The organism is Halobacillus litoralis, assembly GCF_009856355.1.
GTDB lineage: Bacteria > Bacillota > Bacilli > Bacillales > Halobacillaceae > Halobacillus > Halobacillus litoralis_B.
On record NZ_WMEW01000001.1, the window covers coordinates 804,328 to 831,137 of the forward strand.

The window sequence follows — 26,810 nt, forward strand, 5'->3', positions numbered from 1 at the left end:
TTTTTACGATTTTTCCCGACGCCCCCGCTTTTCTATAATAGGAAAAATAAAATACCAGGAAATAAAGCCTCCTATCGTTAATCCTATTACGATTGGCCACTCTATTTCCCCGTATATAAAGTACCCGAAGAGAATGGAAAAGATTGCAAAAACAAATGCAGCGAGCAAACCATCTTTTGTTCCTTTTTTCATGTCGCAACCCTCCTTCTCCTGTTTATATTTGATAATAGGGGTATCATCAACTTTTTAACACATTACTCACGGTAAGCCTTTTATTTACAAATGATTTTGTAAAATAGCGTAGATGTCGCATTCTACGCTATTTTTAGATAGACAAACATCTATCGTAGTGGAGAAGGCTTATTTAGTGGTGAAAAATAGCTTAGCGTGAGTAAAAAAGGGAAAAATCTTCGTGTTAAAACCTTGAAATAGTATTGGCAAATACTTTTTCAAGGTTTTCTATTCTTGTATACAAGTATTAATACTATAAAGGTAATTATAAATGTTTGTAGGCCTAGGCTTAGGTTCTCAAAGTTGGTTGTTGAGTTGTTTAAAGAACTATTAAACTGACTGATAATCCATTCAAACGTTATATTTAAAATAACTATTAGAGTTGCGACCAAAAAACTTGTAGCTGTAATTTGAATTTTTTTAATGGCACATCATTCCCTTTTCTGTAATAATTTGTCATTTTATGCTGTTTTTATTGCATGTTTTCAAACCAAATTATAACAAGAAAGGGAGAGTCTATGAAATTCAAAATACTCTTGGTGCTTACTCTTTTCGTTTCGTCGTTGTCAATTGCTATCCCGAACTCTGCAAATGCCGTATCTAAGGTAGAAAAATTGAATAGTGATTGTCCTACGTGTAGTGAAAATGTTGAATCGAAGGGGAGCTTAAAAGACAAGAAAGAAGCATTGAAATTAGTTAAAAAGACAACTGGTACAAAATTAAAAAAAGACGTTCAAGAATACTTAATAAGAGTAGAAAAATCTACTACACAGAAAGTAGCGCTAGTACAGGTTCAACATGAGGTTGGTCAATATAAGCAGTATTACTTAGATTTAGAAGGCGAAGAGCTGTTATTCACTCGTAAGGCGAGTGTAACCAATATCAATGATAATAAAGCCTCGTTTGTATTAGAGCAAGATGGTGAGAAAGTTATTGACGTGGTTATTAATAAGAAGAATAAAACGTTGGTAGATCAATCAACAAATGAAACTTTTAAAATCTCAGAGCTACAAAACCTTCAAAAACGGAGTACAACTAATTCATCTAAGCAATTATCTTTCAAAGGCCTTGTAACTACTCAAGATAGCAATTTGGAGAAATGTAAAGATTTGGTAACTGACTTGCTAGTATCCGGGGGCACAGCAGCATGTGCTGGGGCTTGTGCTGCAGTATTTAATGTTGCTGGAGTAATAGTATGTACTGCATTGTGCAGTTTTATTGAAACTCGTTTAGGAAAAGCTGGTTCTGACCAAATTTGCACACAGTTTTTCGGATAATTTCATAAAAGCATGTGATAAGATCCCCATAGAAAATTCTAAAGGGGATCTTATTATGTGTATCAATACACTATGCTTTCACTATTCTCCATTAAATGATAAAAGCTATACATATACCCAGAGAATTAAACTCCTAATATGTGATTACTGGCTCTCTGAGCCTTTTGAGAAGGGGTACCACCAACTTTTTAACACATTACTCACGGTAAGCCTTTTATTTACAAATGATGTTGTAAAATAGCGTAGATGTCGCATTTTACGCTATTCTTATTTAGACAAACATCTATTATAGTGGAGGAAGACTTATTTAGTGGTGAAAAATAGTTTAGCGTGAGTTTTACGGTGAAATGTTGGTACTAACCCTAATAACCCTTGGTACTTAAAGGTTTTGGGTTTATATATATGGTTCATTCATACCCTCACTGCTGGGTAGAGCAGCATTTAAAACGGCCCCCTGCCCACCCATTCCCTTTTTGTGCATCAGTCTTTCTATACTTTCCTTGTCTTGGATTGATTCACTTCTTGTCTTTCCCTCCTACTTTTTCGGAGGATTGATCTTTTTGTCCTTTAAGTCCTTATATTTAATAAATCCTATCACTGGGATAAGATTCTCCATCAACAGGCCCCCTTAAAGTCCTTAATTTCCTGCTGTTTCTATGATTTAATCCATTCATAGAAACAGAACTCAGCATCCCTCGAGAATTGTTCCCGTCGATACATAACGACTCAAAACTGAGTTTTAATTTTCAAGCCTTTTCACTTCACTTTCCAGTCTCTCGACTTTTTGTTCTAAATCTTTATTAGGTTCAGTGATTCTTCTCCCTATAATGATCAAAAAACCAATTAGAGCAGCGAGTCCACCTACAAAAGCAACGACACCAAAGATCATAAGGTCTAAGATAACTACCACTCCTAAAAATCGCTTTTTTACATATACGAATAAGTACAGATGCGGTTTCATATCTGGCTGTTACCTCGAAAAGGAGTCTTCCACAAACCTGTCCATTTCCTGAAGACTCCGGTTAAACAACAAAGAAAAAAGAAGCCATGATGAGACTTCTTTTCCACTGCTTTAATTGATTGACCGCTTTCCCCAAATCTTTCACACTCATTTTTCTTCTTTTTTAAAATAAAAGACTGTTCCATTGACTCCAGCTAGTTCCCAACCATCCTTACCCAGTGAATTTAATTTTTCCTCCATCACTTCACTGAATTTTTTATTTGCTTTCAGCTGCACTTGAATATCTTCTACTCTATACTCAAATTGCTTCATTTTTTTCCTCCTAATAAAACTACTAAACAATGTTTATTTAAATCTCTATACGATTATGTTTAACAGTGGTTTCAATAAAGTCTACTCCAGAATTAGTTTTTCTGTTTGCTGCGGACTGCCCCATTGAATTTCCACGCTGATAGGTTCGCCTGTTTCAGGCGTACAGCCTGAACATTGAGAAGATATCGTCACTGTTCTATTATCCAATTCTGCCCATGTTTGAACAGTTTCTCCCTCATTGATCGTAATTTTCAAGTCTTTCAATTCTTCCTCTTTCTTGTAATGGAACGTAAATTCCCCGTTTTCTGAATCAGGTCCGTTATCTGCTATGTATTCTCCCTCCCAGCTGTTGGATTCACCTGACAACATGATAGTTTGGTTTGTACACCCAGCCATGACAAACGTCACGATAAACAAATAGAAAAATAATTTCTTCAAGTTCTGTACCTCCATTGCTTTTACCGTCATTTACTATTGATGATTATGATTCAGCTAAGCTCTGTCCTGAAGCCTCTCCCAATGCCGTTTAAAAGATTCTTCATCCATCATACAAGTGAAGTCACCCTGATAAGTCTTCCTCATAAAGAACATGTCCCTCTTGATCGAGTGCCCTCACGGGTGGCGCGGTATTCGGAGCATAAAAAATCCTCCCCATCCCCGTGTCATGCAGGGGGATTTGTGTATAGCCATCATCCGTTTCCACTTCAACGGAATCGATCTCCCTCCTGTTGACCATTCCATATAGAACATTGAAGGGATCCTCCTCAGGCAGCACGCGCCACCTGCTGTGCCTTGCGTACAATTCGTTCTCCGAGGCAGAAAAACCTGTGGAGCTCCTTAAGTCCCAGCCATGCCACTTCTTAACAAGGGCACTGACCTTGATATTTACTCCTTCCTGATCAGTAAGATACAAAACCATTTTCGCATCTCCAAAGTCTGTCACATCCACGACTTCCGTGACTTCCATAGACGAGCTGTGTCCAGCTTCAATCACGTCTTCCACAGATTGATGCTGACAACCCGTAAGCAGAATAAAAATAAAAGCTGATAATAGGGTGTGTTTCAAACGTCGTTACCTCCCTAATTCTTATGTATGAAAACTCCTTAAACCGTATCATCAAGATTTATAGGCGTGAAGGGGTGAAAAAGGAACTCAGCATGAGATCAATTCGTCTTATACATAGGAAGAGTAAGGAGGAAAAACACCGCCCTTCCATTGTTCAGAATCTGTCTCTGTCTACAAGACGCGAAATGGGCGGGGGCTTGCAAGGGTTGATTATACAAACAAAAAACAGCAGACATGGTCTGCTGTTTCAATATTCCTTTTATTTACAATTGGACATAGCCTTTTCCATTTTCAATCATAATTTCTGTATGAAACTCTCTTGAAAGACGCTGAATCCTCTGCAGCACTTCTTCATTGCGGGATAATTCCGGCCAGCCCTTCCGGTACCTCGGTTCATCAAATCCCAAATCGATCGGCTGCAGTTCAATTCCCGTTAAGCGGCCGCCTTCCCAACTCATACCGGCCATCACCGATTCCCATACAAAAGGGTTAACACCAAGCCCCTTCGTGCCGCCTGCGCTGCGTTTATCGAACCCATCAGCGGCTGAAGAATCAGCATCCATCCTGTATTTTTCAAAGAAGTCGCGAGGCAGATGGGTTACAGAATCGTTCTGGAAGATGAAGTTACCAAGACTATAGAAAATAGGTTTCCCTTGATAGATTTCAATCCCGCGGACCACATGAGGACCATGTCCTACGATACAATGAGCCCCGGCATCAATTAAGTTTCGAGCGGCTTCTTTTATAAAATCGGCCGGCTTATTTTTGTCCACTCCATCCATTTCATGAGAATGAAGGCTGACAATCACATAATCCGCCTGTCGTTCCGCTTCTTTCACAGTGCGGATGAGCCGCTCCATATCGGCCGGGTGGGGTCTGCGCTCGATGAAGGCCCTGTCCCCCTCCTTAAACGTCCGGCCCGCAAATGCAAATCTTCCGGCAGGATCAGGGGGCAGGAACCCCTCTTTTATATCAAGCTCCTTGGCAGCATCCAAATGAGTCCGGTTGGAGATGGAGACCAATGTTTCCATCTCCTCTTTAGAAATATGTATCATTTCTTCATAACGGAGAGGATTGACCCCTGGTCTTCCTGGAATATAAGCATTCCCGTCACCCGCCCTCCAAAAATCCTGAAAGGTGGACGTAGCTCCAATCAGTGCTGCTCTGCCTTTTTCTGTTTCTATGTAACGTGGTTCTGATGCGGAGGCGAGCGATTGGCCTGCTCCCGCATGGACCATCTCCCTTGCGTCCAATTCTTCCTCTGTCCTCTTCAAGCCTCCATATAAATAATCCATCGTATGATTGTTGGCCCAGTTGTATAAATTAAACCCGTAATCTTTCAGATCATCCAAAACGGACGGGGAAGCCATGGCCCACGTCCCTCCACTCACAGGAGATGGGTATCCCTCTTTTTTATGCGTTGTGATTTCCAGATTTGTAAAACGCACGTCAGCATCTGCCATCCACTGTCTCAACTCCGCAGCACGGGCATCCTTATCCGGGATCCGGCGGGCAATGAAACTGTCACCCGTCATGATCATCCTCATGTCCTTTCCCCCTGTCAGCCATCATTTTAGAGAAAACCCCTGCTTTTTGATGAAATCCGTCAACTCTGCTCTTCTTTTCTCCCCAAAATAATCCACCATACGCCTGCCCCAGCCTCTGGAGTTTTTGCCATTCGTTCTTTCCGCATAATAAGTGGATGTGATTTGTTCATATTCAAGTAACAGAGATTCTACTCCATCTGTCTGATAGAATTCCTCATGATAGACGGCTTGTTTCACCATCCTGGGCTTCTGATTCGGCCACTGATCCGGGTACCCGATGCACATCCCCATCAGCGGTACTGTCCATTTCGGAAGGTTCAAAAGGGAGGATACTTGTTCGGCTTCATTACGAATCCCTCCGATCATTACCCCGCCAAGACCATAAGACCTGGCAGCGAGAAGAAAGTTTTCAGAGGCAAGTGCCGTATCCACAGCACCTACAAGCAGGTTTTCGATTTCATCCACCTCAAAAGGGGCCTCTTGTCGTTCACTAATCAGAGCGTGACGATAGAAATCCATAACAAAAACAAAGAAAATCGGGCATTGGCCGATGTACGACTGATCCCCACACAAGATCTGCAGCTTTTCTTTCATCTCTTGGCTTCGAATACCGATGATGCTGTAGGCCTGTACGTTATGGGATGTGGGGGCCCAGCGTGCCGACTCAACCAAGTCATCGATAATATTCTGTGGCACCGCCGTATCCTTAAAACGCCTGATGGAGCGGTGGCTTTGCAGAAGAGAGCGGGCCCCCGGGTACTCCATCACGGCTGCACCTGCTTCTGCTTATTTACCACCGGCTTTACCAAACGACCATAACCCTTATCCCCTGTGATCTCACCGTTTTGCATGACGATCGCCCCTCGTACGATGGTTTCCGTCGGCACGCCCTTTACAGCAAAGCCATCAAAGGCCGTTACCTTGCTTTTACTATGAAGGTTTTCTTTTTGGATGATCATCTCCTGATCGAGATCAACAATGGTGATATCTGCATCGGTCCCCGGCTGCAACGATCCCTTCTGTGGATATATTCCAAACATCCGGGCCGGCTCTTCCGCCATCAACCGTACAAAATCTGTAATAGAAATTTCTCCTTGGTTAACAGCATTCAGCATGAGAGAGGCCATTGATTCCACCCCGCACATGCCGGCCGGGATGGACCAGAGATCTCCCTCCTTTTCTTCTTCGGTGTGAGGCGCATGGTCAGAACAGACGTGCGAAATCGTCCCATCCTTAATTCCGGCCCAGATTCCCTCCTGATCCTGTTTATATTTGACCGGCGGATAAACTTTCATCTGTGGTCCGATTTCGGGATAGTCTTCGTTGGATAGAAATAAATAGTGGGGACAGGTTTCCACTGTAACCGGATACCCTTCCTCCTGAGCTCTTTTTACTGCTTTGACACCTGCTTCTGAGCTGACATGCAGCACATGGAAACGCACTCCTGACGCTTTAGCGAGCTCGATTCCAGTATTCACCGTAAGCAGCTCTGCCAGATCCGGCCGTCCAGCAATTAAATCCTCATAGGAACGCCCTCCCTTTTTCTCTACGAGTGACGTCATGGTTTGAATCAGGTCGTTGTTTTCTGCATGAACCGCAAAAATTTTACCGGTCTGAGCAACTTCCTGCATCATTTCGAATACATCACCATCGTTGAAAGGAGCGATGACGTTCTCCATTCCCGGCTTGTAGTTGTAGATCAACTGGTACGTTTCACTATGAACAGCATAGCCCCAGAAAAATTTAAAGCCGATCACACCCTTTTCGTTCAATGCCTGGATTTGGTGGTTGTTCAAAGAACCAAGACAGATGCCCCAAAGGCCGAAGTCGACATAGGCCTTTGACTGAAGGTTTTGATGCTGGAGGTCGAAATGTTCCGGACCGTCAACCGGAGGTGTTGTGTTCGGCATTTCAAAAATAGAGGTGATGCCGCCCGCTGCGGCTGCGCGTGATGAATGAGCAAAATCTTCTTTATAGGTTGGACCCGGGTCACGGGAATGCACATGGGTATCGATAAGTCCCGGCAGGACATATTTTCCGGATGCATCAATAACCCTCGACGCCTCTTCCCCGTTGTCTTCTGAGGTGACCGCTCCTATTTTCCCATCCTTGATATAGAGGGTGTGTTCGTTCACATAACCGCTGCTTACAACTTTCCCGTTTATAATCTTAAGATCCCACATCCTGCACCCTCCTTCATATTTGGATGGATCCAATCAATTCCTTAATATCATCTACGTTGTGCTTGTCCATATAATCATCAATCTCTCTTTGTATATCGGTTAACGCGGTTGGCTGAATAAAGCTCGCCGTCCCCACTTGAACAGCTGTTGCTCCGGCTATCATCATCTCGATGGCGTCCTCCCCCGTCATGATTCCCCCACAGCCAATGATCGGCAGGGAGGTCACTTGGGCGACTTGATAAATCATCCGCACAATCATCGGTTTTACAGCAGGCCCCGAAAGCCCTCCCATCACGTTGCCGATTCTCGGTTTCCTTGTCTCTACGTCGATAGACATTGCCAGCAGTGTATTGGCAACATTCAAGCCGTCTACCCCTCCAGCTTCTGCTGCCAACGCAATGTCCTGGATATTCGTTACGTTCGGGGTCAGTTTTGCGATTAACGGCTTGCTGGTCACCTTCCGAACTTCCGCTGTCAACGAACGCGTAACCGCCGCATCCATTCCGAAAGCCATTCCGTTCCCTTTAAGGTTCGGACAGGAAATATTCAACTCCAGCGCCGCTACGCTTGAATGGTTCCCCAAAATGGAAGCCATTTCTGCAAACTCTTCAATAGATTCCGCAGAAATGCTGGCTATCAGGGGAGAATCATATTTTTCAAAAGAAGGGATGGTGTGCTTCAAGTAATAGTCCAGCCCTTTACTCTGGATGCCGATGGAATTGATCATTCCCGCTTCTGTTTCACAGACTCTTGGTTTGGCGTTGCCCGGCTGCGGGTCTTTAGTAATACTTTTCGGTACAATCGCTCCCAGTTGATTAAAATCAACCACCTGCTCCATCTCCGAGCCAAATGCTCCTGAAGCCGGCATGACCGGGCTTTTCAGTGTTAAAGACCCTATGTTTACTTCGGTGCTTTTCATCTGGATCATTCCATCACCACCTTTTCAAGAGGAAAGACCGGCCCTTCCATACAGACACGAACGGATTTCTTTTCCCGGCCCTCCTGTATATCACAGACACAGGCGAAACACGCGCCCATAGCGCAGCCCATATGCTCTTCCAATGCAATCTCCCCAGGGATCTGATGGTCAAAAGCAATGGATTGAGCGAGTTTGGATAGTCTTCGTGATCCACACGTATAGAGGCTGTCTATTTTATAGAAGGGAAGGATATCCTCTTGGATGAGCTGCTTCACATGACTGACATCACTTGTTCCGCCTTCATCGGTCACTTTATAAACTGTGGCTCCGAATTCTTCCAAGTATTCGGCAGCCAGAAGATCTTCCTCTGTCCGGGCGGATAATACAGCCACGCAGTGGGCTTTCTGCTGGAAGGCAGCCTGAGCTACCGCTGCAAGGGTGGCTATGCCTACACCTCTGGCGATGAGAAGGACCGTTTCTGCTTGTTTATAAAGTTCGAACCCTTTTCCAACCGGCCCCATCATATCAAGGGTGTCTCCCTTTCGAATCCTTGTCATCGCCGTTGTTCCCTTACCTTTGACGACATAGAGAAACTCCAGTGTGTGTTCATGAATTTGATAGATGCTCAACGGACGTCTGAGGAAAGGACTGTACGTACCGGCACAGCGGATATGGAAAAACTGTCCGGGGTCCGGCTTAAACGGCAGGGCTGACGAATCTACCGTCATGTGCCAGTATCGTTCGCTCACTTGTATATTGGAAAGGACGGGTGCATGGTATTGTTTCATCCGCTCATTTTCACCTCTTTTGCGCCGGCAAGCTTCATGACGGCTTGTTCCAGGACATCCACCCCTGTCACGAAGTCTTCTGCGGCTGTATATTCATCTGGGTTATGACTGATCCCTTTGTAGGAAGGGACAAAAAGCAAGCCGGTGGGGCAGATGGAAGCCATGTTCATCGCGTCATGACCCGCTCCACTCGGGAGGAACAGCGGATCAACACTTACCTCTCTGCACGACGCCGCCAGTAATTGCTGAACGTTTTCATCTAAAAGGATCGGTTGTTCATCCCTAAGCAAATCGAAGGAAACTTCCACGTCTTTCTCTGTCTGCAGCTGGCGGCTTTTCTTCTTCACCGCCTTGATGATCCGCTGCTTTGATGAAACATCGAGCCCCCGGATGTCGACATTGAATTCCACTCGGCCCGGAATGGTGTTCATAGCTCCAGGAAAAACATGAAAGACCCCGACGGTCGCTACCGTTTGGTACTTTTTCTCCTGATCAGCGGCCTCTTCAATATCCAGAACAAGGCGGGAAGCGGAAGTTAACGCATCTCTGCGGATATCCATAGGGGTTGTACCGGAGTGGGCGGCTTCCCCTTCCACTGTCACTTTCAGCCGTGTAGGAGCTGCAATACCTGTAGCAATGGCGACTTTTCTTCCCTTCCGTTCCAGTTCGCGGCCCTGCTCAATGTGAAGTTCAATAAATGCATGGAACGCGCTTTTCTCACGGACGGCCTGACCCAGAGTGGATGAAGGGAATCCTGCGGTGTTCATAGCTGTTTCCAAACTGATGCCGTCCTTATCTTTGAATTGTTTCGTATCCTGTGCCTTCAGTAATCCTGTCATTGCTTTACTGCCGATTGTCGCCAGACCAAAACGGGAAGATTCCTCTCCGGCAAACGCAATAAGCTCGATGGGGTAATCCGTCATCACCTTTTTTTCATTCAAACGGTGAATAAGCTCAATTCCTGCGGCCACCCCGCCGGCACCGTCATATTTTCCACCGGAGTAGACGGTATCCAAGTGCGAACCAACAGCTACAGCAGGGGCTTCTTTCATCCGCCCTTCCCTTCGCGCAATGACATTTCCTGCCTCATCTGTTCTTACCTGTAGATTTTCTTTGACGCAAAATTCTGAAAAAACAGCGTGCACCCGGCTCTCTTCTTCTGTATAAGCCAGGCGCTGCATTCCATCTGTGGTCGCTCCTATCGAATTAAAAGCGTCCAAGGTCGTCTGAATCCTGCTTTTCGAATCCATCTGCCTCATCCTTTTTATATATCTTTCTTTCATTGTCCCAAAAGGTGAGGTTGATATCTTTATCGATAAAGACATAAAGGGATGTGTTTTTTTATCTAAATCGATAATCATTTTTGGTGAAGTTGTGAATTTTCAACCCAATATGCAGATTCAATTTATCTTCTGAGTTCTTCACATTTAAATTAGTGATCATGTTGATCCTCTGAAGGCGATATTTGAGCGTGTTGATATGTATAAATAAAGCCTCTGCCGTTTTCGATAACGATTCATTGTGGTCAAAATAAGTGGTCAGGGAATGCACGAGTTCCAGGTCATGCGTTTTGTCGTATTCTATTAAACCGCCGATAGATTCCTTGTAAAACTTACTGACTTCCGTTACGTTATCAATTTCTGAAAGCAGCCGGTAAAAACCCAGCTCTTCGTAGTAAATTATCGGCTTATTCTGATAGAGGTTGCGCCCGAGCATGACAGCCTGCCGGGCTTGTTCATACCCATCCCTGATTTCACCAATATCCGAGGCGGCGCGGCTCACTCCTATATATACCTCCCCAGCTGAGCCATTCTGCATCTCAGCTAAAATATCGTTCATATCCGCCTCAATTCTTTCTGTTTTTTTGCCGGCGGAAGGGTAAAGGAGGTAAAGGCCGTTCTGAACCGCTCCGATAATGATGTCATCATCAATCCGGGCGCACACCCGCTCCAACTGATTCATGATTTCTGAAACATACGTCATGCCTTTTTCCCTTCTGGTGAACTCGATGGTTGTAAAAATATACTGTTTATCCACATCAAATCCGTACATGATGCCTTTTTCGTGCATGGCCGCTTCATATTGGATTTTAGAGAACAATAAGTCTTTGAAGAAATGACTCTTGTATTGCTGTTCCAGTTCATAGGCAGCCTTCTTCCTCATGAATTCCAAGGAAAGAATCGTATTCGCCCGTTCCAGAATAGCTAAGTCCATTTCCAAAAATTCCGAGGCTACGCCGATACTCGTAATCGCGCCGACCACCTGCCCCTCAATGATAATCGGAGCCGTCAGGCATTCCTGCTCCACTTTACGCCTCTCGTTCCACCTCAGCATTTTAACCGGGCGCTGGACGATAGCCAGTTCCTCTTTCTGACTGCTCGTCATCCCCTGCAAGCCGTTATCGACAGAAGGAATCTTAAGGTATGGGACGAAGCTGTCGATTCTGATTTCATGCTTCATCAGATTGGCGAGCGTTTCCGCCATCTGGCTGATTCCTCCCTTGCTGTTTTTAATCTCGTCCAGGAGGCGGTAAGCAAGCTCCAGATCTTCACGGATGACCACCTTTTCATCAAAAATGACATTCATGACAGGCGAAAGAATATCAAGATAACTGACATGCTCCGGAATTCTCAACACAGGGAAATCGTACTTCTCCGCCTCATCTAAAATCACCTGGGGAATATCATCAATAAACCGCTGCGGCTTGATCGCCAAAGCGGAGGTCCCTTTCTCATGAAGCTCTCTTACTAATTGGTGCATGGCTTCTTCATCCCCTTTGATAGGGTATAGGCTTGTCAGCATCAATTCCTTTCCTTTCAGCCACTGGACAATATCAGGAACCTCCATAATAGTTACATAGTCAAGCAGACGGTCGAGCCCTCCTTCCCCGGCCGCGACCGTACACTGTTTCAATCCTCCGATTTTTAACGCCTGTCTTATCGTGATTGCCATAAAAATCCCACCTAATTTTGAATTAAATCAACAAGGAAAAGAGAACTCTGCGGTATATAGGTGATGATCAGAAGCGCTAGGACATTGACCGCGAAGAACCGCATCAATCCAGGCATCATTTCGACCATGTTCAACTTCGTGATTGTCTGCGTGACAAAGATATTGATGCCGAACGGAGGTGTATACATACCGACAGCCAGGTTGGCAATCATGATCACACCCAGATGAACAGGGTCGACGCCCATGGATAGAGCCGCCGGGTAAATAAGCGGAGCTAATATCGTAATCGCCGCCACCCCTTCCATGAACATCCCTAAGATAAGCAGGACAACATTGATCAACAAAAGGAAAACAACGACGGAATCGATATTTTCTGCGATGTAACCAGCAATCTGCTGCGGCACACCTCCGCGTGTCAAAATCCATCCAAGCACTTGAGCCGCTGCCACGAGCACTAACACCTGTGCGGTTGTAATTGCTGAATCCACCAGAGTCTGATAGAAACTCCTCCAGTTCATCTCTCTGTATATCACGACACTGACAAACAGCGCATAAACCGCGGATACCCCTGCGGCTTCTGTCGGAGTGAAGATTCCGGAGTAAATGCCCCCGAGTATGATGACAGGGATCAATAAAGCCCAGAAGGCCTTGACCGTAGCCGTCCAGAACTCCTTTCCGGACGCCCGTTTATCCTTAGGAAGATTGTTTTTCTTAGCATAATAGTAGATATAGAGAATAGAGGAAAGGCCGTAAATCAAGCCTGCCCCGATACCGGCAATGAATAGGCTTCCCACTGAAACCCCGGTTACTGACCCAAAAATGATGAGCGTAATACTGGGCGGGATAATCAGCGATACGGCGCCGGAAGAAGCCAGTAGTCCGGAGGCGAAGGATTTGTCATATTTCTTACGAAGCATTTCCGGATACATGATTTTACCGATCGCAATAACAGTGGCGGGACTGGATCCGGACAAAGCTCCAAAGAACATGCTGGATACCTGTGTGGTCATAGCGACCCCTCCGGTAATATGTCCGACGCAAGCCCGGGACCAGCGGAGAATCCGCTTGGATAAGCCGCCCACGTCCATAATGTTGGCTGCCAGTATAAAGAATGGAAGAGCCATGAGTGCAAATTGATCCAGGCCGCCGAACAGACGCTGGATTAAAATCATTGGCTGGATATCTGTCAGGAATATCACGGAAAGGAACGACGACAACCCCAAAGATACGAAAATCGGGGTGCTGGAGAACAAGAAAACCATCAATAAAATCAATAATAAGCTAATCATGATCAATGCCCCTATTCATGTATAATGTCGTTTGAAGCTGTCTCTTTGTATGGTCTGTCCTTTATGATGTCCACCACTCTCCCAATCAAATGGAATAAGGAAAGCGCCGCCCCGACCGGGATGGCGAGGTAAACATAGTAGAGCGGAATCTGGAGAGAAGGAGTAATCTGTCCGGTCTGTCTTGTGAATGACACCAGTTCCATACTGAACCAAATTAAAAGCGCCATGAAGACGATAGAAGCGAAAGCGATAAAAAGCTCCAGGGTCTTTTTCGCCTTTCCCTTCAGCAGATCCAGAACGAAATCCACACCTACGTGCATCCCCCGCCTGAAACATACCGCAGCTCCGATAAACGTAATCCAAATCATGACATAACGGATAAATTCCTCCGCCCACGTGGTATTGGCAGAAAAGACGTAGCGAAGAATAATGTTCACAAACAACAGGATCGTCACGGACAACAGTCCAAAGGCAATAGCGGTCTCCTCTATCTTTTTCAATACTTTCATATGTACGGCCCCTTCCCGGTAAAGGTAAGAATATGGCGTTAAGGGGCTGCCCGTGAGGACAGCCCCTTACAACCTCTTACTGATTGTTCACTTCATCAATCTTGTCATAGATTTTCTGCAGCAGTTCCTGCTGTTCAGGGGTGCTGTACTGCTCTTCATGGATCGGAAGAGAAGCTTCCTGGAATTTCTCTATTTCTTTATCCGTAAGCTCATAATAATTGACGTCCGAATCGATGATGTTCTGACGATACTCATCTTCTGTCTCAGCCAGCGTATCTCTTGCAGCTGTCCGCCCCGCTTCCTCAGCCGCTGCAATTGTCTCCTGTACGGAGGACGGTAAATCATTGAACCAAGCCTGGTTGGTCAGAAGTACATAGGTCATCAATCCGTGATGGCTTTCAACAATGGTGTTCTGTACTTCATGGTAGTTGTTTAAGTAAATGGTTTGAAGCGGATTTTCCTGACCATCCACCACTCCCTGCTGAAGCGCGTTGTACAGTTCAGCATATGGAACCGGAATCGGATTTCCACCCCATCCTTCATATTGAGCAAGGAGAATCGGGGATTCCATCGTTCTCATCGCCACCCCGTCAAAGTCGGAAGGCTGGTGGATTTCCACGTCATTCGTTGTGAATAGTTTGTAGCCGCCGGGCCAGAAGCCAAGCCCTTCGAATCCTCCTTGATTCAACGTTCCAAGCAGTTCGTCTCCTACTTCACTATCCAGAACCTCATACATTTTCTCTGTTTCTGTAGGGAAGAGGTAAGGAAGGTCAACGGCTTTAATGTCATCCACGAAAGGAGACACGACCGCTGTCGGCTGCATCGTGATATCAATTTCACCGATCTGCGTCCCTTCCACCTGCTCACGCAGACTGCCAAGCTGCAGCGCAGGATAGAGATCCACGGTCACCCTGCCATCTGTTTCTTCTTCCACTACTTCTTTAAACTTCTCCGCACCCTTATGTTCGGGGCTGTCTACCGGCTGGTTATGACTGAAAGTAATCGTAATCGGATCATAACTATCTTCCTCTGCTCCGCTTGCTTCCTGTGTTTCCCCATCACCACTGCAGGCTGCCATAAACAAGAGTACCAATACAGAAAAAATCAACGCCGCCACATTATTCTTCTTAAACACTCAGCATTCGCCCCTTTTTCTTCAATTCAATTGCTTAATGTCCATTTTATAAAAATATTCAGACATTTTCTTTGTCTGTTTAGACCAAAAGTTTTGGATGAACTTTATTGAAAAAGATAATGCAGCCGATCCGACCTCCCACTAACAGATAAATGACCTTACTTTTTATGTAATGAAAATTAACATTTTTCTGATATATTCGCATTCTACCACTTTTCTTAGTAGATAGTAAGACAAATTTAATGGGAATAAATGTCTACAAGGCCTTTTGAGCGGTAAAAAAACCATTGTCAGTTTTGACAATGGTTTTTTTACCGGTATACAGCTATACTGGTATGCATCATTAGAAAAAGTTTTTTCATACTTTGAGGCAGAGGAATGATGCATATGGAACCATTAACAAAAGTAGAAGTTTTCCAGGAACTCTATCAACTCATTGATTATTATTCAGAGCATCGCGATCACCCCGCAGATCCCGACTTCGACTTCTTCAAAAATGTGAAGTATTACTGTGATCAACTCGACTTGAACTATCAGGAGTTCATTCGTACGTTCGGTTTAAAACAGCTTTGATGTGTTTGATAAGAAGAGCCATACAGGCTCTTTTTTTGTTTTTCATCTTTGGTGTACCCATTCATAAAAGGTCAGAGCCGTGTTGCAGTATGGCTGATCATTCTATAATAAACTTAAACTGTCTTTAATTAATAACTTAGTAAACCTTCCTTTTCACATAAAAAAGCAGCCACATCGGACTGCTTTTCATTATATCTTATCCGCTCCATCCACCAGTGTCTTAAAATGATAGACCGCTCCAACGATGTTGGCGTGGGCCCCGTACCGGCACATCCCCAGGTTCGGAACAATCTGTGCCTCTTCTATCGAATGACGCAGACCACTCAATTTCTCCTCCACATTCGCCACTAGATCATGGCGGGCGCTGATGCCGCCTCCAATTAAAATCACTTCAGGATCATGAGCATACTGAATGTTGTGGATTCCTACAGCAAGCATCGTATAAAATTCATCAATGACTTCCATACAAAAAGCATCACCGTCTTCCGCCATCTGAAAGACCTGTTCTCCGGTGATCGAAGAAGTCTCGACACCTTGATGCGCTGCCACCTTCCGGACCATCGATGAGGTCGAAGCAGTTTCACTGAAGGTGTTCAGGCCATTCCCGAGATTCTCCGCATTCACAATCATATAGCCGAACTCCCCGCCGTGGAGATGGGCCCCTTTTTGGATGCGTCCGTGATGAAGAACCGCACCGCCGATACCTGTCCCGAGTACAACAACCGCAACGTGCCCGATACCAGCTGCTGCTCCGGACCAGTATTCAGCAAGTGCCGCACAATTGGCGTCATTTTCAATCGTAACGGGACGTTGAAATAGATGCGCCATATCTTCCTTCAAGTTTGGACCGTGGATATACGGGACAGCACTGGAACCTTCTATAATCCCCTCTTCCGTGACCGATCCGGGGGAGCTGACGGCTACGCCTTGTAGGTCCCCAGAACATTTTTCGAGAGCCGACTGGATGAGAGCATACAAGCCTTTCAAGGAGGAGGGCGTCCGTTCTTTCCAATGGCTCAGAATTTCTCCGTCCATCGTCACCTCAGCAAATTTCACATACGTTCCGCCGATGTCTACACCCAGCAGCTTAGAAGCCATTGTTCTTGCTCACTCCCTTGAACCAGTGACCGCTTTTTTTCAGGGAACGCTGCTGGGTCTCCACATCCACCCTGTAAAAGCCGTAGCGGTTTTTATAGGCGTTCAGCCAAGACCAGTTATCGATGAATGTCCACATGTGGAAACCATAGCAGTTTGATCCCTCCCCGATCCCTTTATGGAGCCACTTCAAATGCTCTTCGAGAAATTCGATCCGGTAATCATCATGAATCATACCGTCCTCATCCATGAAGCGCTCTTCATCTGAAACCCCCATCCCGTTCTCTGCGACGTACCACGGGATGTTGTTGTAGTGATCTTTGATATTCAACGCAATATCATAGAGTCCCTTTTCATAGATTTCCCAGCCTCTGTATGGATTCATCCGGCGCTCCGGCCATACATACGGATCGAAGAAATGCTCAGGAAGAGCCGGATTGGATACCGGGTGTTCTTTCGCCTGTACACGGCGCGGCTGATAATAGTTCACACCTAAAAAGTCCACCGTATGAGAAGCGATCGTCTCCATATCCCCCTCCACATAGTCGGGAAGCATGTGATGCTGGTTTAACAGAGCGGTCAGATCCGCTGGGTAACGGCCGAGCACTGAAGGATCCAGAAAGCTTCGGTTGAAGAAAAGATCCGCCGTTTCCGCCGCTTTTTCGTCAGCTTCATCATCGCTGCGCGGGTACGAGGGCGTAAGGTTTAAAATGATGCCGATCTTTCCATCGTGGCCCAGCTTTCTATACTGTTCAATAGCTTTGGCACTGGCAAGCATGGAGTGAAAAGCGACTTGAACCGCCCGCTTCATATCAATGATGCATGGGTAGTGATAATGGTTAAGGTAGCCCATTTCCACGGGAACGATCGGTTCGTTGAACGTCGTCCAGTCTTTCACCTGACCGCCAAACAGCCGGAAGGCCTCCTTCGCATAATGAACGTAGGCTTCCACGACTTCCCGGCTTTCCCAGCCACCTTTTTCCTGAAGATGTAGAGGCATATCAAAATGATAGAGGTTGATGATCGGCCGGATGCCTTTTTCCAACAATTCATCAATAAGCGATTGATAAAACTGGACCGCTTCCGGATTGACGTTACGACCATCCGGAATGAGACGCGCCCATGACAGGGAGGTGCGGAAGGAATTCATTCCAATATCCGCCATCCGCTGGACATCTGCTTTGAATTGGTGATAGAAATCAGAAGCGGCGCCTGGACCAACCTCTTGAAAAAATTTCTCCGGTTCGATGGTATACCAGTAATCCCAGATGTTCTGTGCTTTTCCGCCTTCCTGTGAAGCCCCTTCCGTCTGTGTAGCGGAGGATGCGGCTCCCCATAGAAATCCTTCCGGAAATGAATAGTCCATTTCAACTCCTCCTCTCTTTTTAGATGGCTTTGTTGTCGATGGCATGAAGAATGGCCTTGGCACACATGCTGTTGGACCAGGCGAACCATTCCCTCGTATACATGGATGGGTCATCCGGGTGGAAGCCTTCATGCATATAGCCGGTGCCGGCATCTGTCCGCTCCAGCATATCAATCAAGCGCTTCAACTCCTCCGGGTCGTTCGTCGTGAGCGCCTGCATCGAGATTCCGAGATGCCAGACGTATCCTTCCGGGGTATGCGGGCTCCCCAGCCCTTCAGCATACGCTCCTGTATAAAAGTAGGGATTATCCTTACTCAAAATAAATCGGCGCGTATTTTGATAAATGGGATCATCCATCGGGCGGTAGCCTATATACGGAATCGATAACAGACTCGGTGTGCCCGCATCATCCATGAGCGCGTAGCTTCCGTACCCGTCTGTTTCATACGCATAAATCTTCCCGAATTCGGGGTGCAAGTACGTGCCGTGAATCTGGATTCCTTGATCGATCTCCTTATGCAGCTTGGTCAGGCGTCTTAACAGCCTCTGCTGGTTGCCCTTGTAGCGAAGCATTTCTGCCATTTTTCCAAGGACGACAACCGCGAACATATTGGCCGGGATGTGATAGCCGTACGCGCACGCATCGTCGCTTGGACGGAAGCCGGACCACGTCATTCCTGTGTAGCGGACCCGCGTCCCCCTTCCGTTGTTTTTCAATGTATCAATATCGGGACAGTCGTCTCGTTCAAATGTATAGCTCGATCTCTTTTCATGGTCCTGTTCGATTTCCCACACCGTCACAACCATATGAAGCGCGTGCAGAAACGATGGGCCAAGGATCGTATCATCTCTCGTCTGTTTCCAGTATTCATAAATCAGGTTCAGGGAAAAGCATAAGGAATCGAGCTCATACTTACGCTCCCACACCCAAGCGGTCATCTCCGCTTTGTCTACATCATTCCAGTGCGCATGGTTGGGCGCCTCATTGAAGGCATTCGTGTAAGGGTCGTGCTGAATGTAAAACAAATGCCTGTCGATTAATCCTCGGATCAAACTCCGAAGGTCCCTGTCGATGGACAGATACGGAAGGTATGGACTGACCTGCTCGGCTGAATCCCTCAGCCACATGGCCGGGATATCTCCGGTAAAAACGAAGGTCGTGCCATCATCGAGCAGCTTTGTTGTCGTTTCCAGCGTGTTCGGAAAGCAGTTTTGAAAAAGCTGCTGCAATTGAGGTCGATGGCTGAGCTGTTCAGAGGTCTGGTCGATTACATCATAAATAACTGGTGGTAATTTCATCTGCTTATCCTTTCACGGCACCTGCCGTCATGCCTTTAATAATTTTCTTATAGAATGCGAGGTAGACGATCAGGACAGGAAGCACAGTGACCGACATGGCCGCCATCATCTGCGGGTAGTTCACGGTATACTGGCCGTTGAAATTCGTCAGCCCGACCGGCAGTGTCCGCAGCTCCGGGCTCTGGATCAGCACGAGAGCGAACGGGAATTCATTCCAAGCGTATAAAAAGCTTAAAATTGTAGCGGTAGCGATGACCGGACCGGCCATCGGGAATATGACTTTGAAAATAATCTGAAACGTACTACAACCGTCCATGATTGCCGCTTCTTCAATTTCTTTCGGAATCTGCTTGATGAACGTTTCGAATAAGAAAATTGCAATCGGCAGTCCGAACGCGACATACGGAAGGATGAGTGTATACGGCTGGTTCAGCAGACCTGTGCTTCGAAACTCAATGAAAATCGGGACCAGAAGGCCGTGAATCGGAATCAGCATCCCGAACAAAAAGAGTACATAAATGATCGTTCTCCCCGGAAAGGCGAAGCGGGCAAGCATGTACCCGATGATGAACGCGAGAAATATGATTAAGAATACCGAAATGAAACTGATGTACACGCTGTTAAAAAAGTAGTTGTGCAGCTGACCGATTTTGAACGCCTCCACGTAGTTGGAGAAGTTCCATTCCGACGGCAGCGACAAGATGTTCAGCGTAAACTCGGACTGCGTTTTAAAGGATGAATAGATCATCCAGACAATCGGAAAAATGGCCGAAAGGGAGAAAATGAAAAGCAGAGTGTTCAACGTCGATTTTCCAATCCAGGCAAAAGCCCTCATTCTTCTCCCCTCCTTCCTATCCATTGACTGATGCCGATCAGCAGTAAACTGAGGACCAGCATTCCGATGGAAACGGCACTGCCGTACCCTAATTCAAAGCGTTCAAAGGATACATCATAGGCATACTGCGCCATCACCGTCGAACTGTTTCCAGGTCCGCCACCGGTCATGACGAAGATGTGATCGAATACTTTCATGTTGCCGGCAATACAAAGCATGATCGCGACTTTAAAGGTGTTTTTTAGCATTGGCAGCGTAATGTACAACGTCTGCTTCCACGAGGAAGCTCCGTCGATTTCGGCTGCTTCGTAGAGCTCATCCGGGATATTCTGCATCGCCGCCATGAAAATGATCATGTAGAAGCCGATAAACTGCCAGATCAGCGGGATCGTGACCGCTCCCATGACGATATCCGGATCATCCAGCCAAGGCAGCACCCAGCCTTCCAGCCCGACCGCCTTTAGGACAAAGTTCAAAAGCCCGTAATTCTGGTTGTAGACCATCGACCATAAAAATCCGATGATGACTGCTGCCAGCACGGTCGGAATGAACAGGACCGTTCGGTGGAACTGCTTGAACTTCACCCAGGACCGTGTCAAAAGGACACTGATGAAAAAGGCGATGCCCACCTGCCCAATCACACTCATGATAATGATAAATACGTTGTTTCCAAATGACGTCCAAAACACCTGATCCCTCAGCAGCTCTCTGAAGTTATCCACCCCTACGAAGGTCAGGTTCGGTCCACCCGACCAGTCGTAGAAGCTGTACCGTACAGCCATCAGCAGCGGTATGAGGACAACAAAGGCATAAATCGCAAGCCCCGGGAGCAGGTAAAGATAAATTTTGCGGTTACTCGGTTTGATTGCGCTTTTACCTACCATCCAATCACCTTCAACCCAATGTTATTGGCTTCCTTTCTCATACTCCGCCTGAATATTGGCAGCCGCTTCCTCCGGAGATACCTGACCGATCGTCATGTTCTGAAGGTTGGTATTCATCACTTCGATCAACGCCGGATCAAGCATGGTGTCATAAATCGGTACGTACTGATTGTTTTCAACAACACTCAAAATCTTCTTCGTCATATCCGGAATGTCCATCTCTTCTTTACCAGGAACCGTCACAGCCGGAATCTGTCCTTTTTCGAGAATCAGCTTCCCTGCTTCCTGATTCGTCAAGTGCTCAACAAGCTTCTTAATGTCCGCCAGCTTCTCATCGGAGACATTGGCGTTGACCGCATAAGCCCAGCCCCCACCACCGGAAAGGGTATCCGGCTCAGCCGCACCCGGAAGCTCTGGGAAGATCGCCACTTCGGTTGCCGCAAGGACATCCTCAGGAGCACTGTTTGTGATCGTGCCCGCAGCCCAGTCTCCTTCGATGAACATCGCCGCTTCCTTGTTCATGTACATCGCCTGTTGTTCACTGTTATCAATGCTGTTCATGTTGTCGTTAAAGGCTTCATTTTTCGCAAGCTCATCAATCGCTACCAGGGCCTGGACGAACGAATCATCCGTAAAGGCCGCACCTTCATGATTCAAGATGCTCTGGAACCAGTCTGTCCCGGTGTAGCGGCTTCCGAGCGTACTGAGGTAGCTGGAATTCAACACCCATTTTCCTTTGTTTCCGAGAGCAATCGGTGTAATGCCTTCTTCCTTCAGCGTGTCGACCGCATCCATGAAGCCCGCCCAGTCCTGTGGGAATTCTTCGATACCGGCCTGCTCAAACAGATCTTTGTTGTAGTAGATCAAGTGTGTCGCCCCGCCTGATACCGGAATGCCGTACGTGCTGTCCTCCACTTGGAACGGTGTCAGCGTACCATCGACAAAAGTATCTTCACGCCCTTCCAGAAAATCGTCGAGCGCGATGATCTGCCCGTTTTCTGAGAAGGTCTTCGTCATCGAACCCTTAATGAGGAACAGATCAGGAAGCTCGTTCCCTGCCGCCAGCGTTTTGATTTTCGTTTCGTAGTTATCGTGGGACTGGATTTCCTCTTCAATTGTGATGTCCCCGTTCGCTTCCTTGAATTCCTCCAGCTTCTCCAGCTGTGCGGTTGGCGCCGGTTCATTCAGCTCTTTATTGTAATAGTGCATCATGGAAACAGCGCTGCTTCCTCCATCCTCCCCGTCGGCTTCCCCCTGCGAACAGGCCGCCAGCAATAAGACCAACATCATGAGAAGAACACCTTTAACAGATAACGACTTCATGATTCCATCCCCCTTAGGAAAATTAGATTATAGCCAAATTATAGCGCTTACACTTTAATGTGAATGCCTTCAATTTTGCGCATTCATCTTCATTTTTGTTCAAAAAAAGACATTCATATCGAATGCCTTTCCAAATTCGCCTTGTATTCTTTTGGCGTCAGGCCGACGTTTGCTTTAAAGACCTTCACAAAATATTTATAATCCGGGTAGCCCGTTTCCTCGGCGACCTTGTAAATCGGCAGCGCCGGAGAGGCCTTGAACATCTGCTTCGCCTTCTCCACCCGGTATTCATTCAGCCACTTCACAAACGTCGTCCCCGTCTCCTTTTTAAACATCCGGCTCAGATGCGAAGGCGAAACGAAGGAGTACTTCGCTAGTTCATCGAGTGTGAGCGGCTCATCATAATGTGCCTCCAAATAGTGAATCGTCCGCAAGACGAGCGTATTGCCGTGATTCTCCCGCCACACCTCCGCCTCTTTCAACAGCTCAGCGAAGTTGGTCACCATCAGCTCCTCCATATCCTTCAAGTTGTCAAAACGGTTCAACGCTGTAAAAAGATCCTCTGCTTTCACCGGGAGCTGGGTGTCCTCCCTTGTGTAGAGGAGAAGCTTCAAGCACCACGTCCGGACTTCGGGGAGCGGAGTGCGCGAAAGTTTAAAAGCACGGAACTGCTGCTGGAGCGCTTTTTTCACGTGCCCCGTATTTCCTTCGTTGATGGCTTTCATAAACGAAGGACCGTCAAAAGGAGCGCCGTCGCCGGCATGCTTGAGCTCCTCCCTCTGACCCGCAGCCATATAGATGGTATCTTTTCCTTCATAGCGTTTCCGTAAGAGCGCCGCTTTCGCTTCCTGCATCGGAAAAGGAAGCACCCGGGCATCCTGGAACTCGCGGCTCATGCCAATGGTAATACTGACCTGATAAGCTTCCTTCACTTTGTGGCGGAGCGCATGAAGGAGCGGCTTCAAATTCAAGCTCTGAACACTACTGACGATGGCCCCGCACCAGAATGCATGAACAGGCCAGAACTGAACGGTATACTCTGACGGCATCTCCTCGTCCAGAAAAAGCTGAACATCACGATAAAGCCTTTGGAAATCCTCCACCTTCCACGTTTCTTTCAGGATCGGGTAATCATCCACCTCTACAAAAAAGAGGCGGTACTTTCCTTCCATGAAGGAGATGCCTAGCTCACCTGACCGCTGCCAGAGAGTGTCGGAAACAAAGCCGTCCTCCTTCATCAGGCTGTTGAACCACTCCGTTCGCTCCTGATCCTGCGCTTTCGCCAACGTCTCGGACTTGGACTCGCGGTCCTTCTTCTGCAAGGCAATTCTCGCCATCACAGCGGCAATTTCCTTTTTATCAATCGGTTTGATCAAATATTCCGTCACACCGAGACGGATTGCTTTTTGGGCATAGTCGAATTCCTGATAGCCGCTCAGTAAAATTGTAAAAAGGCCGGGGGAGTCTTCCTTCAGCTTCTGCAGAAGGGTTAAGCCATCCATCTTCGGCATGCGGATGTCCGTCATGACCACATCCGGTTGAAAGTGAGACAGCCTGTCCAACGCCTCCTGCCCGTTTTTTGCGGCTTCCACTTCGGTCACCCCAAGCTCGTCCCAGTTCATCGATGTGACCAGCCCTCTCCTAATGACCGCTTCATCTTCAACAATCAACAACTTCATTCCGCCACCTCCCCTTTTTGTTTCACTACGACTGTCAGACCACCTTCGCTATTTCTATGAAAAGAAAGCCCGCAGTCCCCGCCACTATGAATGAGCACCCGTTCGTGGATATTCTTTAAGGCAAAGCCGCGTTTTCCTTTGATCTCCCGTTCCAGCAGCTCCTTCAATTCCCCCGGATCGGCTCCGCCCCCGTTATCCTCCACAGTCATCTCCAGTTCATCCGCCACCCGCTGGATACGGATGCGGGTGATACCCTCTCCCTGCGGCTCAATGCCGTGGGTGATCGCATTTTCAATTAAAGGCTGAAGCACCATTTTGACCGTCGGCAGCTTCGAAGCATCCGGATCGACGTCAATTTCAAACTGTATCGTATCCTCGAATCTAACCTTCTGGATGTCCAGGTAGTGCCTTGCATAATTCACTTCCTCTTCGACCGTCCACACCTCTTTTTGATCCTTCAGAAGAAGACGGAACAGACGCGACAAGGCATGGACCATTTCCGAGGATTTCACCGCGTTCTCCATCTGGCCCATCCAGTAAATCGTATCGAGCGTATTGTAGAGAAAATGCGGATTGATCTGTGCATATAACGCCTTCAGCTCCGCTTCCTTGCTCTTGATTTGAGCGAGGTACACCATATCGATGAGAAACGTGATGCGTTCGAGCATCGAATTGAAGCCGGCGCCGAGGTTATCAATCTCTCTCAACCCCTTCGGTGCATAACGGACGTTGAACTCCCGCTGCTCCACCTGCTTCATCAAGGACTGCAGCTCCTTCATTGGTCTCACGATGTATCTCGAAAACTGGAACGCGACAAACGCACAGATGAAAAGGCTTACAATTAGTGCCATAACAATGAACGCCGGAATGATCGTGCTATCCTGCATCAACGCATCGAGGGATACGAGGTGAACCACCGCAAGCGACGTCCCTTCAATGGCACGGGTAGACTGGATGTACCGGTCCTTTTCGATCGTCCGCACCTCTGTCCCGCTGGACTGCACCGTCTCCTCTACATTCTCCAATATTTCAAGCGTGTCCCGGTCGTTGTAGAGCGTTCCCTCGGAAACGACGGTTTTGCCGCCATGTAAAAGGAAATACCGGTCATAATCACCGGTCACCTTGCTTTGGAACAGCTGATCAAGATAGTTGCTGTGAATCGTGATCGTCAAATACCCCAGAGGTTCTGTCACGTTGTTCACATTCTTCACGAGTCTTGAGTATGACAAACTGGAGGAGTCTTCATGGACCGTAAGCAGCCCTCCCCCGTTCCGATCATCCAGGCGCGCACGCTGTTCCTCCGACATCGCCGCTGTACGCGGGCCGGTATGCACAAGTACGTCTTCCGCTTTTTCAATCTGCACGGAAAAAATGTAGTCCTTCGACCCGATCAAATGAAGCAGAAGCTGTTCGACGCTGCGCTTGTTTTCATTCAATTCCGCAGGTGTCACCGGCTCATTTGTCAGTAAATCCTGCCCCTGATCACTCTGGATGAAGAACAGAGATAAATCATGAACATCCTCCAGCACGAAGGACAGGTTGGAGCCGATCTGCTCGACGACATTCTCATCCGCTGCTTTTAGCTTATCGATCGTCAGATTCATCGATTGATAGTAAAAAAACACCCCTAAGGCGGTTAACGGCACAAAGATGATGAGTAAAGTGAATACGAAGATTTTCCCCTGCAGGCTGTCCTTAAATAATCGTCTCACGTCTATCAAATCCTACTTTTTTATCTTATTCTAGAGGAATTGTCGAAAAAAGCAATGCTTCTACGAGACTATAGTAATGGTTATATTTCCCTTATGGAGATTTGTTGTCGGTGCACTAAAAAGCCATACATGATTTAAACAGCGCAAATTTATAATTCATCATAAAGCTCCTTTTTGAAGGTATGTTATTCTAACAGTAAAAGATTTGAATAGTCACTATGCTACGATAATCGTAGATCAAGTAGGAAAGGACGTTCTTCAATGAAAAAAACCGTTAAAGTCGTGGCTGCTGTTATTGAAAATGAAGAAAATGAAATACTTTGCGCCCTTCGCTCACCAGAAATGACGATTCCAAACATGTGGGAGTTCCCTGGTGGAAAAGTAGAAGAAGGCGAAGACCTACAGGAAGCTTTGGAACGGGAAATTCAAGAAGAGCTATCCTGTGAAATCCAAGCTCAGGATGTAATTAAAGATCACACACACGAGTATGACTCCTTTATCATCCAATTGATTGCTTTACGAGCTAAACTGATTGAAGGCAATCCTACAGCTCAAGAGCACTCCAAGCTCCTATGGCTACATAGAGAGAATTTACCTTCGTTAAAGTGGGCTCCTGCCGACATACCGGCCGTTGAACTATTGATGAAGAATAAGTAAAAAAAATCCCCTTCATACGGAGAGGCCACTGAAAAACTGAGGATTTGTGAAAGGTAGAATTCAAAAAAGCGGATTGTATGGATAAAATAGTCCATGCAATCCGCTTTTCTTCTATTTTCATGAGGCTTACCCTTTCTATTCCTTCATTAGTTTCACGATTCGTTTCACATTCGCTGTGAAAATCGCCATGGCGCCTTGAAGGCGCATGCCTTCGAGA

Annotated in this window: 26 protein-coding genes; 3 read left to right on the forward strand and 23 right to left on the reverse strand. The window is 46.7% G+C overall.

The features are described 5' to 3' along the window. Window positions 1-3: 3 nt before the first annotated feature. Complete coding sequence (locus tag GLV97_RS03665) at window positions 4-192, reverse strand: hypothetical protein (protein WP_160889025.1); 189 nt, start codon at window positions 190-192, stop codon at window positions 4-6. A 557-nt stretch (window positions 193-749) separates the two neighbouring features. Between GLV97_RS03665 and GLV97_RS03670 the strand changes: the two genes are divergently transcribed. Next, window positions 750-1,508, forward strand: a complete 759-nt coding sequence (locus tag GLV97_RS03670) for a hypothetical protein (protein ID WP_160889026.1) — start codon at window positions 750-752, stop codon at window positions 1,506-1,508. Window positions 1,509-2,247: 739 nt separating this feature from the next. Here the strand turns inward: GLV97_RS03670 and GLV97_RS03675 are convergent. The 14 genes from GLV97_RS03675 to GLV97_RS03740 all read right to left on the reverse strand — a co-directional run bounded on the left by GLV97_RS03675 (window position 2,248) and on the right by GLV97_RS03740 (window position 15,169). Then, window positions 2,248-2,469 (reverse strand): hypothetical protein, encoded by a 222-nt coding sequence (locus tag GLV97_RS03675; protein WP_160889027.1) that lies wholly within the window; start codon window positions 2,467-2,469, stop codon window positions 2,248-2,250. A gap of 147 nt (window positions 2,470-2,616) precedes the next feature. After that, on the reverse strand, window positions 2,617-2,781 hold the full coding sequence (locus GLV97_RS03680; protein WP_160841066.1) for a DUF4177 domain-containing protein: 165 nt from the start codon (window positions 2,779-2,781) through the stop codon (window positions 2,617-2,619). 81 nt (window positions 2,782-2,862) lie between these two features. After that, the gene (locus tag GLV97_RS03685; protein ID WP_160889028.1) at window positions 2,863-3,219 is read right to left on the reverse strand and encodes a hypothetical protein; all 357 of its coding nucleotides are present in this window, start codon (window positions 3,217-3,219) and stop codon (window positions 2,863-2,865) included. A 121-nt stretch (window positions 3,220-3,340) separates the two neighbouring features. Then, window positions 3,341-3,847, reverse strand: a complete 507-nt coding sequence (locus GLV97_RS03690; protein ID WP_160889029.1) for a hypothetical protein — start codon at window positions 3,845-3,847, stop codon at window positions 3,341-3,343. 263 nt (window positions 3,848-4,110) lie between these two features. Then, on the reverse strand, window positions 4,111-5,394 hold the full coding sequence (locus tag GLV97_RS03695) for a CapA family protein (RefSeq protein WP_160889030.1): 1,284 nt from the start codon (window positions 5,392-5,394) through the stop codon (window positions 4,111-4,113). A gap of 21 nt (window positions 5,395-5,415) precedes the next feature. Continuing rightward, entirely contained in the window at window positions 5,416-6,159 is a 744-nt protein-coding gene (gene nfsA, locus GLV97_RS03700; RefSeq protein ID WP_160889072.1) for an oxygen-insensitive NADPH nitroreductase, read from the reverse strand. Further along, complete coding sequence (gene allB / locus GLV97_RS03705) at window positions 6,159-7,577, reverse strand: allantoinase AllB (RefSeq protein ID WP_160889031.1); 1,419 nt, start codon at window positions 7,575-7,577, stop codon at window positions 6,159-6,161. The genes nfsA and allB overlap by 1 nt, the downstream gene beginning before the upstream one ends. A gap of 13 nt (window positions 7,578-7,590) precedes the next feature. Further along, entirely contained in the window at window positions 7,591-8,505 is a 915-nt protein-coding gene (locus GLV97_RS03710) for a dihydroorotate dehydrogenase (protein ID WP_160889032.1), read from the reverse strand. Beyond that, window positions 8,502-9,284, reverse strand: coding sequence for a dihydroorotate dehydrogenase electron transfer subunit (locus tag GLV97_RS03715; protein WP_237416869.1), 783 nt, complete (start codon window positions 9,282-9,284; stop codon window positions 8,502-8,504). The genes GLV97_RS03710 and GLV97_RS03715 overlap by 4 nt, the downstream gene beginning before the upstream one ends. Continuing rightward, window positions 9,281-10,534, reverse strand: a complete 1,254-nt coding sequence (locus GLV97_RS03720; protein WP_160889033.1) for a Zn-dependent hydrolase — start codon at window positions 10,532-10,534, stop codon at window positions 9,281-9,283. The genes GLV97_RS03715 and GLV97_RS03720 overlap by 4 nt, the downstream gene beginning before the upstream one ends. Window positions 10,535-10,625: 91 nt before the next feature. Continuing rightward, window positions 10,626-12,236 carry a PucR family transcriptional regulator gene (locus GLV97_RS03725; protein ID WP_160889034.1) on the reverse strand — a complete coding sequence of 537 codons (1,611 nt, stop codon included), beginning with the start codon at window positions 12,234-12,236 and terminating at the stop codon, window positions 10,626-10,628. An 11-nt stretch (window positions 12,237-12,247) separates the two neighbouring features. Further along, the gene (locus GLV97_RS03730; protein WP_160889035.1) at window positions 12,248-13,525 is read right to left on the reverse strand and encodes a TRAP transporter large permease; all 1,278 of its coding nucleotides are present in this window, start codon (window positions 13,523-13,525) and stop codon (window positions 12,248-12,250) included. 11 nt (window positions 13,526-13,536) lie between these two features. Then, complete coding sequence (locus tag GLV97_RS03735) at window positions 13,537-14,034, reverse strand: TRAP transporter small permease (protein WP_160889036.1); 498 nt, start codon at window positions 14,032-14,034, stop codon at window positions 13,537-13,539. Between the two features lie 76 nt (window positions 14,035-14,110). Then, a complete protein-coding gene (locus GLV97_RS03740; RefSeq protein WP_337194073.1) occupies window positions 14,111-15,169 on the reverse strand; it encodes a TRAP transporter substrate-binding protein in 1,059 nt (352 codons plus the stop codon). 387 nt (window positions 15,170-15,556) lie between these two features. On the opposite strand from GLV97_RS03740, the gene GLV97_RS03745 reads away from it, so the two are divergent. Further along, window positions 15,557-15,742, forward strand: coding sequence for a hypothetical protein (locus GLV97_RS03745; RefSeq protein WP_160889037.1), 186 nt, complete (start codon window positions 15,557-15,559; stop codon window positions 15,740-15,742). A gap of 189 nt (window positions 15,743-15,931) precedes the next feature. Here the strand turns inward: GLV97_RS03745 and GLV97_RS03750 are convergent, their stop codons facing one another. The 8 genes from GLV97_RS03750 to GLV97_RS20250 all read right to left on the reverse strand — a co-directional run bounded on the left by GLV97_RS03750 (window position 15,932) and on the right by GLV97_RS20250 (window position 25,936). After that, entirely contained in the window at window positions 15,932-16,840 is a 909-nt protein-coding gene (locus tag GLV97_RS03750; protein ID WP_160889038.1) for an ROK family protein, read from the reverse strand. Next, window positions 16,830-18,203: a glycoside hydrolase family 1 protein gene (locus GLV97_RS03755; RefSeq protein ID WP_202410554.1), complete on the reverse strand. Its 1,374-nt coding sequence runs from the start codon at window positions 18,201-18,203 to the stop codon at window positions 16,830-16,832. Before GLV97_RS03755 ends, GLV97_RS03750 begins: the two co-directional genes overlap by 11 nt. 19 nt (window positions 18,204-18,222) lie before the next feature. Beyond that, window positions 18,223-19,503: a glycoside hydrolase family 125 protein gene (locus GLV97_RS03760; RefSeq protein ID WP_160889040.1), complete on the reverse strand. Its 1,281-nt coding sequence runs from the start codon at window positions 19,501-19,503 to the stop codon at window positions 18,223-18,225. Between the two features lie 4 nt (window positions 19,504-19,507). Beyond that, window positions 19,508-20,338, reverse strand: coding sequence for a carbohydrate ABC transporter permease (locus GLV97_RS03765; protein WP_160889041.1), 831 nt, complete (start codon window positions 20,336-20,338; stop codon window positions 19,508-19,510). Further along, a complete protein-coding gene (locus GLV97_RS03770; RefSeq protein ID WP_160889042.1) occupies window positions 20,335-21,222 on the reverse strand; it encodes a carbohydrate ABC transporter permease in 888 nt (295 codons plus the stop codon). The genes GLV97_RS03765 and GLV97_RS03770 overlap by 4 nt, the downstream gene beginning before the upstream one ends. 21 nt (window positions 21,223-21,243) lie before the next feature. Further along, window positions 21,244-22,545 carry an extracellular solute-binding protein gene (locus tag GLV97_RS03775; RefSeq protein WP_160889043.1) on the reverse strand — a complete coding sequence of 434 codons (1,302 nt, stop codon included), beginning with the start codon at window positions 22,543-22,545 and terminating at the stop codon, window positions 21,244-21,246. Between the two features lie 113 nt (window positions 22,546-22,658). Further along, window positions 22,659-24,224, reverse strand: a complete 1,566-nt coding sequence (locus GLV97_RS03780; RefSeq protein ID WP_160889044.1) for a response regulator — start codon at window positions 24,222-24,224, stop codon at window positions 22,659-22,661. Continuing rightward, window positions 24,221-25,936, reverse strand: coding sequence for a histidine kinase (locus GLV97_RS20250; protein ID WP_160889045.1), 1,716 nt, complete (start codon window positions 25,934-25,936; stop codon window positions 24,221-24,223). Before GLV97_RS20250 ends, GLV97_RS03780 begins: the two co-directional genes overlap by 4 nt. 261 nt (window positions 25,937-26,197) lie before the next feature. On the opposite strand from GLV97_RS20250, the gene GLV97_RS03790 reads away from it, so the two are divergent. Further along, complete coding sequence (locus tag GLV97_RS03790; protein WP_160889046.1) at window positions 26,198-26,593, forward strand: (deoxy)nucleoside triphosphate pyrophosphohydrolase; 396 nt, start codon at window positions 26,198-26,200, stop codon at window positions 26,591-26,593. Window positions 26,594-26,810 lie beyond the last annotated feature (217 nt).

What these genes read in the sequence shown, in the direction of transcription:
- GLV97_RS03665 (WP_160889025.1), bottom strand. Translation starts at nt 192, where the DNA reads ATGAAAAAAGGAACAAAAGATGGTTTGCTCGCTGCATTTGTTTTTGCA.
- GLV97_RS03670 (WP_160889026.1), top strand. Translation starts at nt 750, where the DNA reads ATGAAATTCAAAATACTCTTGGTGCTTACTCTTTTCGTTTCGTCGTTG.
- GLV97_RS03675 (WP_160889027.1), bottom strand. Translation starts at nt 2,469, where the DNA reads ATGAAACCGCATCTGTACTTATTCGTATATGTAAAAAAGCGATTTTTA.
- GLV97_RS03680 (WP_160841066.1), bottom strand. Translation starts at nt 2,781, where the DNA reads ATGAAGCAATTTGAGTATAGAGTAGAAGATATTCAAGTGCAGCTGAAA.
- GLV97_RS03695 (WP_160889030.1), bottom strand. Translation starts at nt 5,394, where the DNA reads ATGAGGATGATCATGACGGGTGACAGTTTCATTGCCCGCCGGATCCCG.
- nfsA (WP_160889072.1), bottom strand. Translation starts at nt 6,159, where the DNA reads ATGGAGTACCCGGGGGCCCGCTCTCTTCTGCAAAGCCACCGCTCCATC.
- allB (WP_160889031.1), bottom strand. Translation starts at nt 7,577, where the DNA reads ATGTGGGATCTTAAGATTATAAACGGGAAAGTTGTAAGCAGCGGTTAT.
- GLV97_RS03710 (WP_160889032.1), bottom strand. Translation starts at nt 8,505, where the DNA reads ATGATCCAGATGAAAAGCACCGAAGTAAACATAGGGTCTTTAACACTG.
- GLV97_RS03715 (WP_237416869.1), bottom strand. Translation starts at nt 9,284, where the DNA reads ATGAAACAATACCATGCACCCGTCCTTTCCAATATACAAGTGAGCGAA.
- GLV97_RS03720 (WP_160889033.1), bottom strand. Translation starts at nt 10,534, where the DNA reads ATGGATTCGAAAAGCAGGATTCAGACGACCTTGGACGCTTTTAATTCG.
- GLV97_RS03725 (WP_160889034.1), bottom strand. Translation starts at nt 12,236, where the DNA reads ATGGCAATCACGATAAGACAGGCGTTAAAAATCGGAGGATTGAAACAG.
- GLV97_RS03730 (WP_160889035.1), bottom strand. Translation starts at nt 13,525, where the DNA reads ATGATTAGCTTATTATTGATTTTATTGATGGTTTTCTTGTTCTCCAGC.
- GLV97_RS03735 (WP_160889036.1), bottom strand. Translation starts at nt 14,034, where the DNA reads ATGAAAGTATTGAAAAAGATAGAGGAGACCGCTATTGCCTTTGGACTG.
- GLV97_RS03745 (WP_160889037.1), top strand. Translation starts at nt 15,557, where the DNA reads ATGGAACCATTAACAAAAGTAGAAGTTTTCCAGGAACTCTATCAACTC.
- GLV97_RS03750 (WP_160889038.1), bottom strand. Translation starts at nt 16,840, where the DNA reads ATGGCTTCTAAGCTGCTGGGTGTAGACATCGGCGGAACGTATGTGAAA.
- GLV97_RS03755 (WP_202410554.1), bottom strand. Translation starts at nt 18,203, where the DNA reads ATGGACTATTCATTTCCGGAAGGATTTCTATGGGGAGCCGCATCCTCC.
- GLV97_RS03760 (WP_160889040.1), bottom strand. Translation starts at nt 19,503, where the DNA reads ATGAAATTACCACCAGTTATTTATGATGTAATCGACCAGACCTCTGAA.
- GLV97_RS03765 (WP_160889041.1), bottom strand. Translation starts at nt 20,338, where the DNA reads ATGAGGGCTTTTGCCTGGATTGGAAAATCGACGTTGAACACTCTGCTT.
- GLV97_RS03770 (WP_160889042.1), bottom strand. Translation starts at nt 21,222, where the DNA reads ATGGTAGGTAAAAGCGCAATCAAACCGAGTAACCGCAAAATTTATCTT.
- GLV97_RS03775 (WP_160889043.1), bottom strand. Translation starts at nt 22,545, where the DNA reads ATGAAGTCGTTATCTGTTAAAGGTGTTCTTCTCATGATGTTGGTCTTA.
- GLV97_RS03780 (WP_160889044.1), bottom strand. Translation starts at nt 24,224, where the DNA reads ATGAAGTTGTTGATTGTTGAAGATGAAGCGGTCATTAGGAGAGGGCTG.
- GLV97_RS03790 (WP_160889046.1), top strand. Translation starts at nt 26,198, where the DNA reads ATGAAAAAAACCGTTAAAGTCGTGGCTGCTGTTATTGAAAATGAAGAA.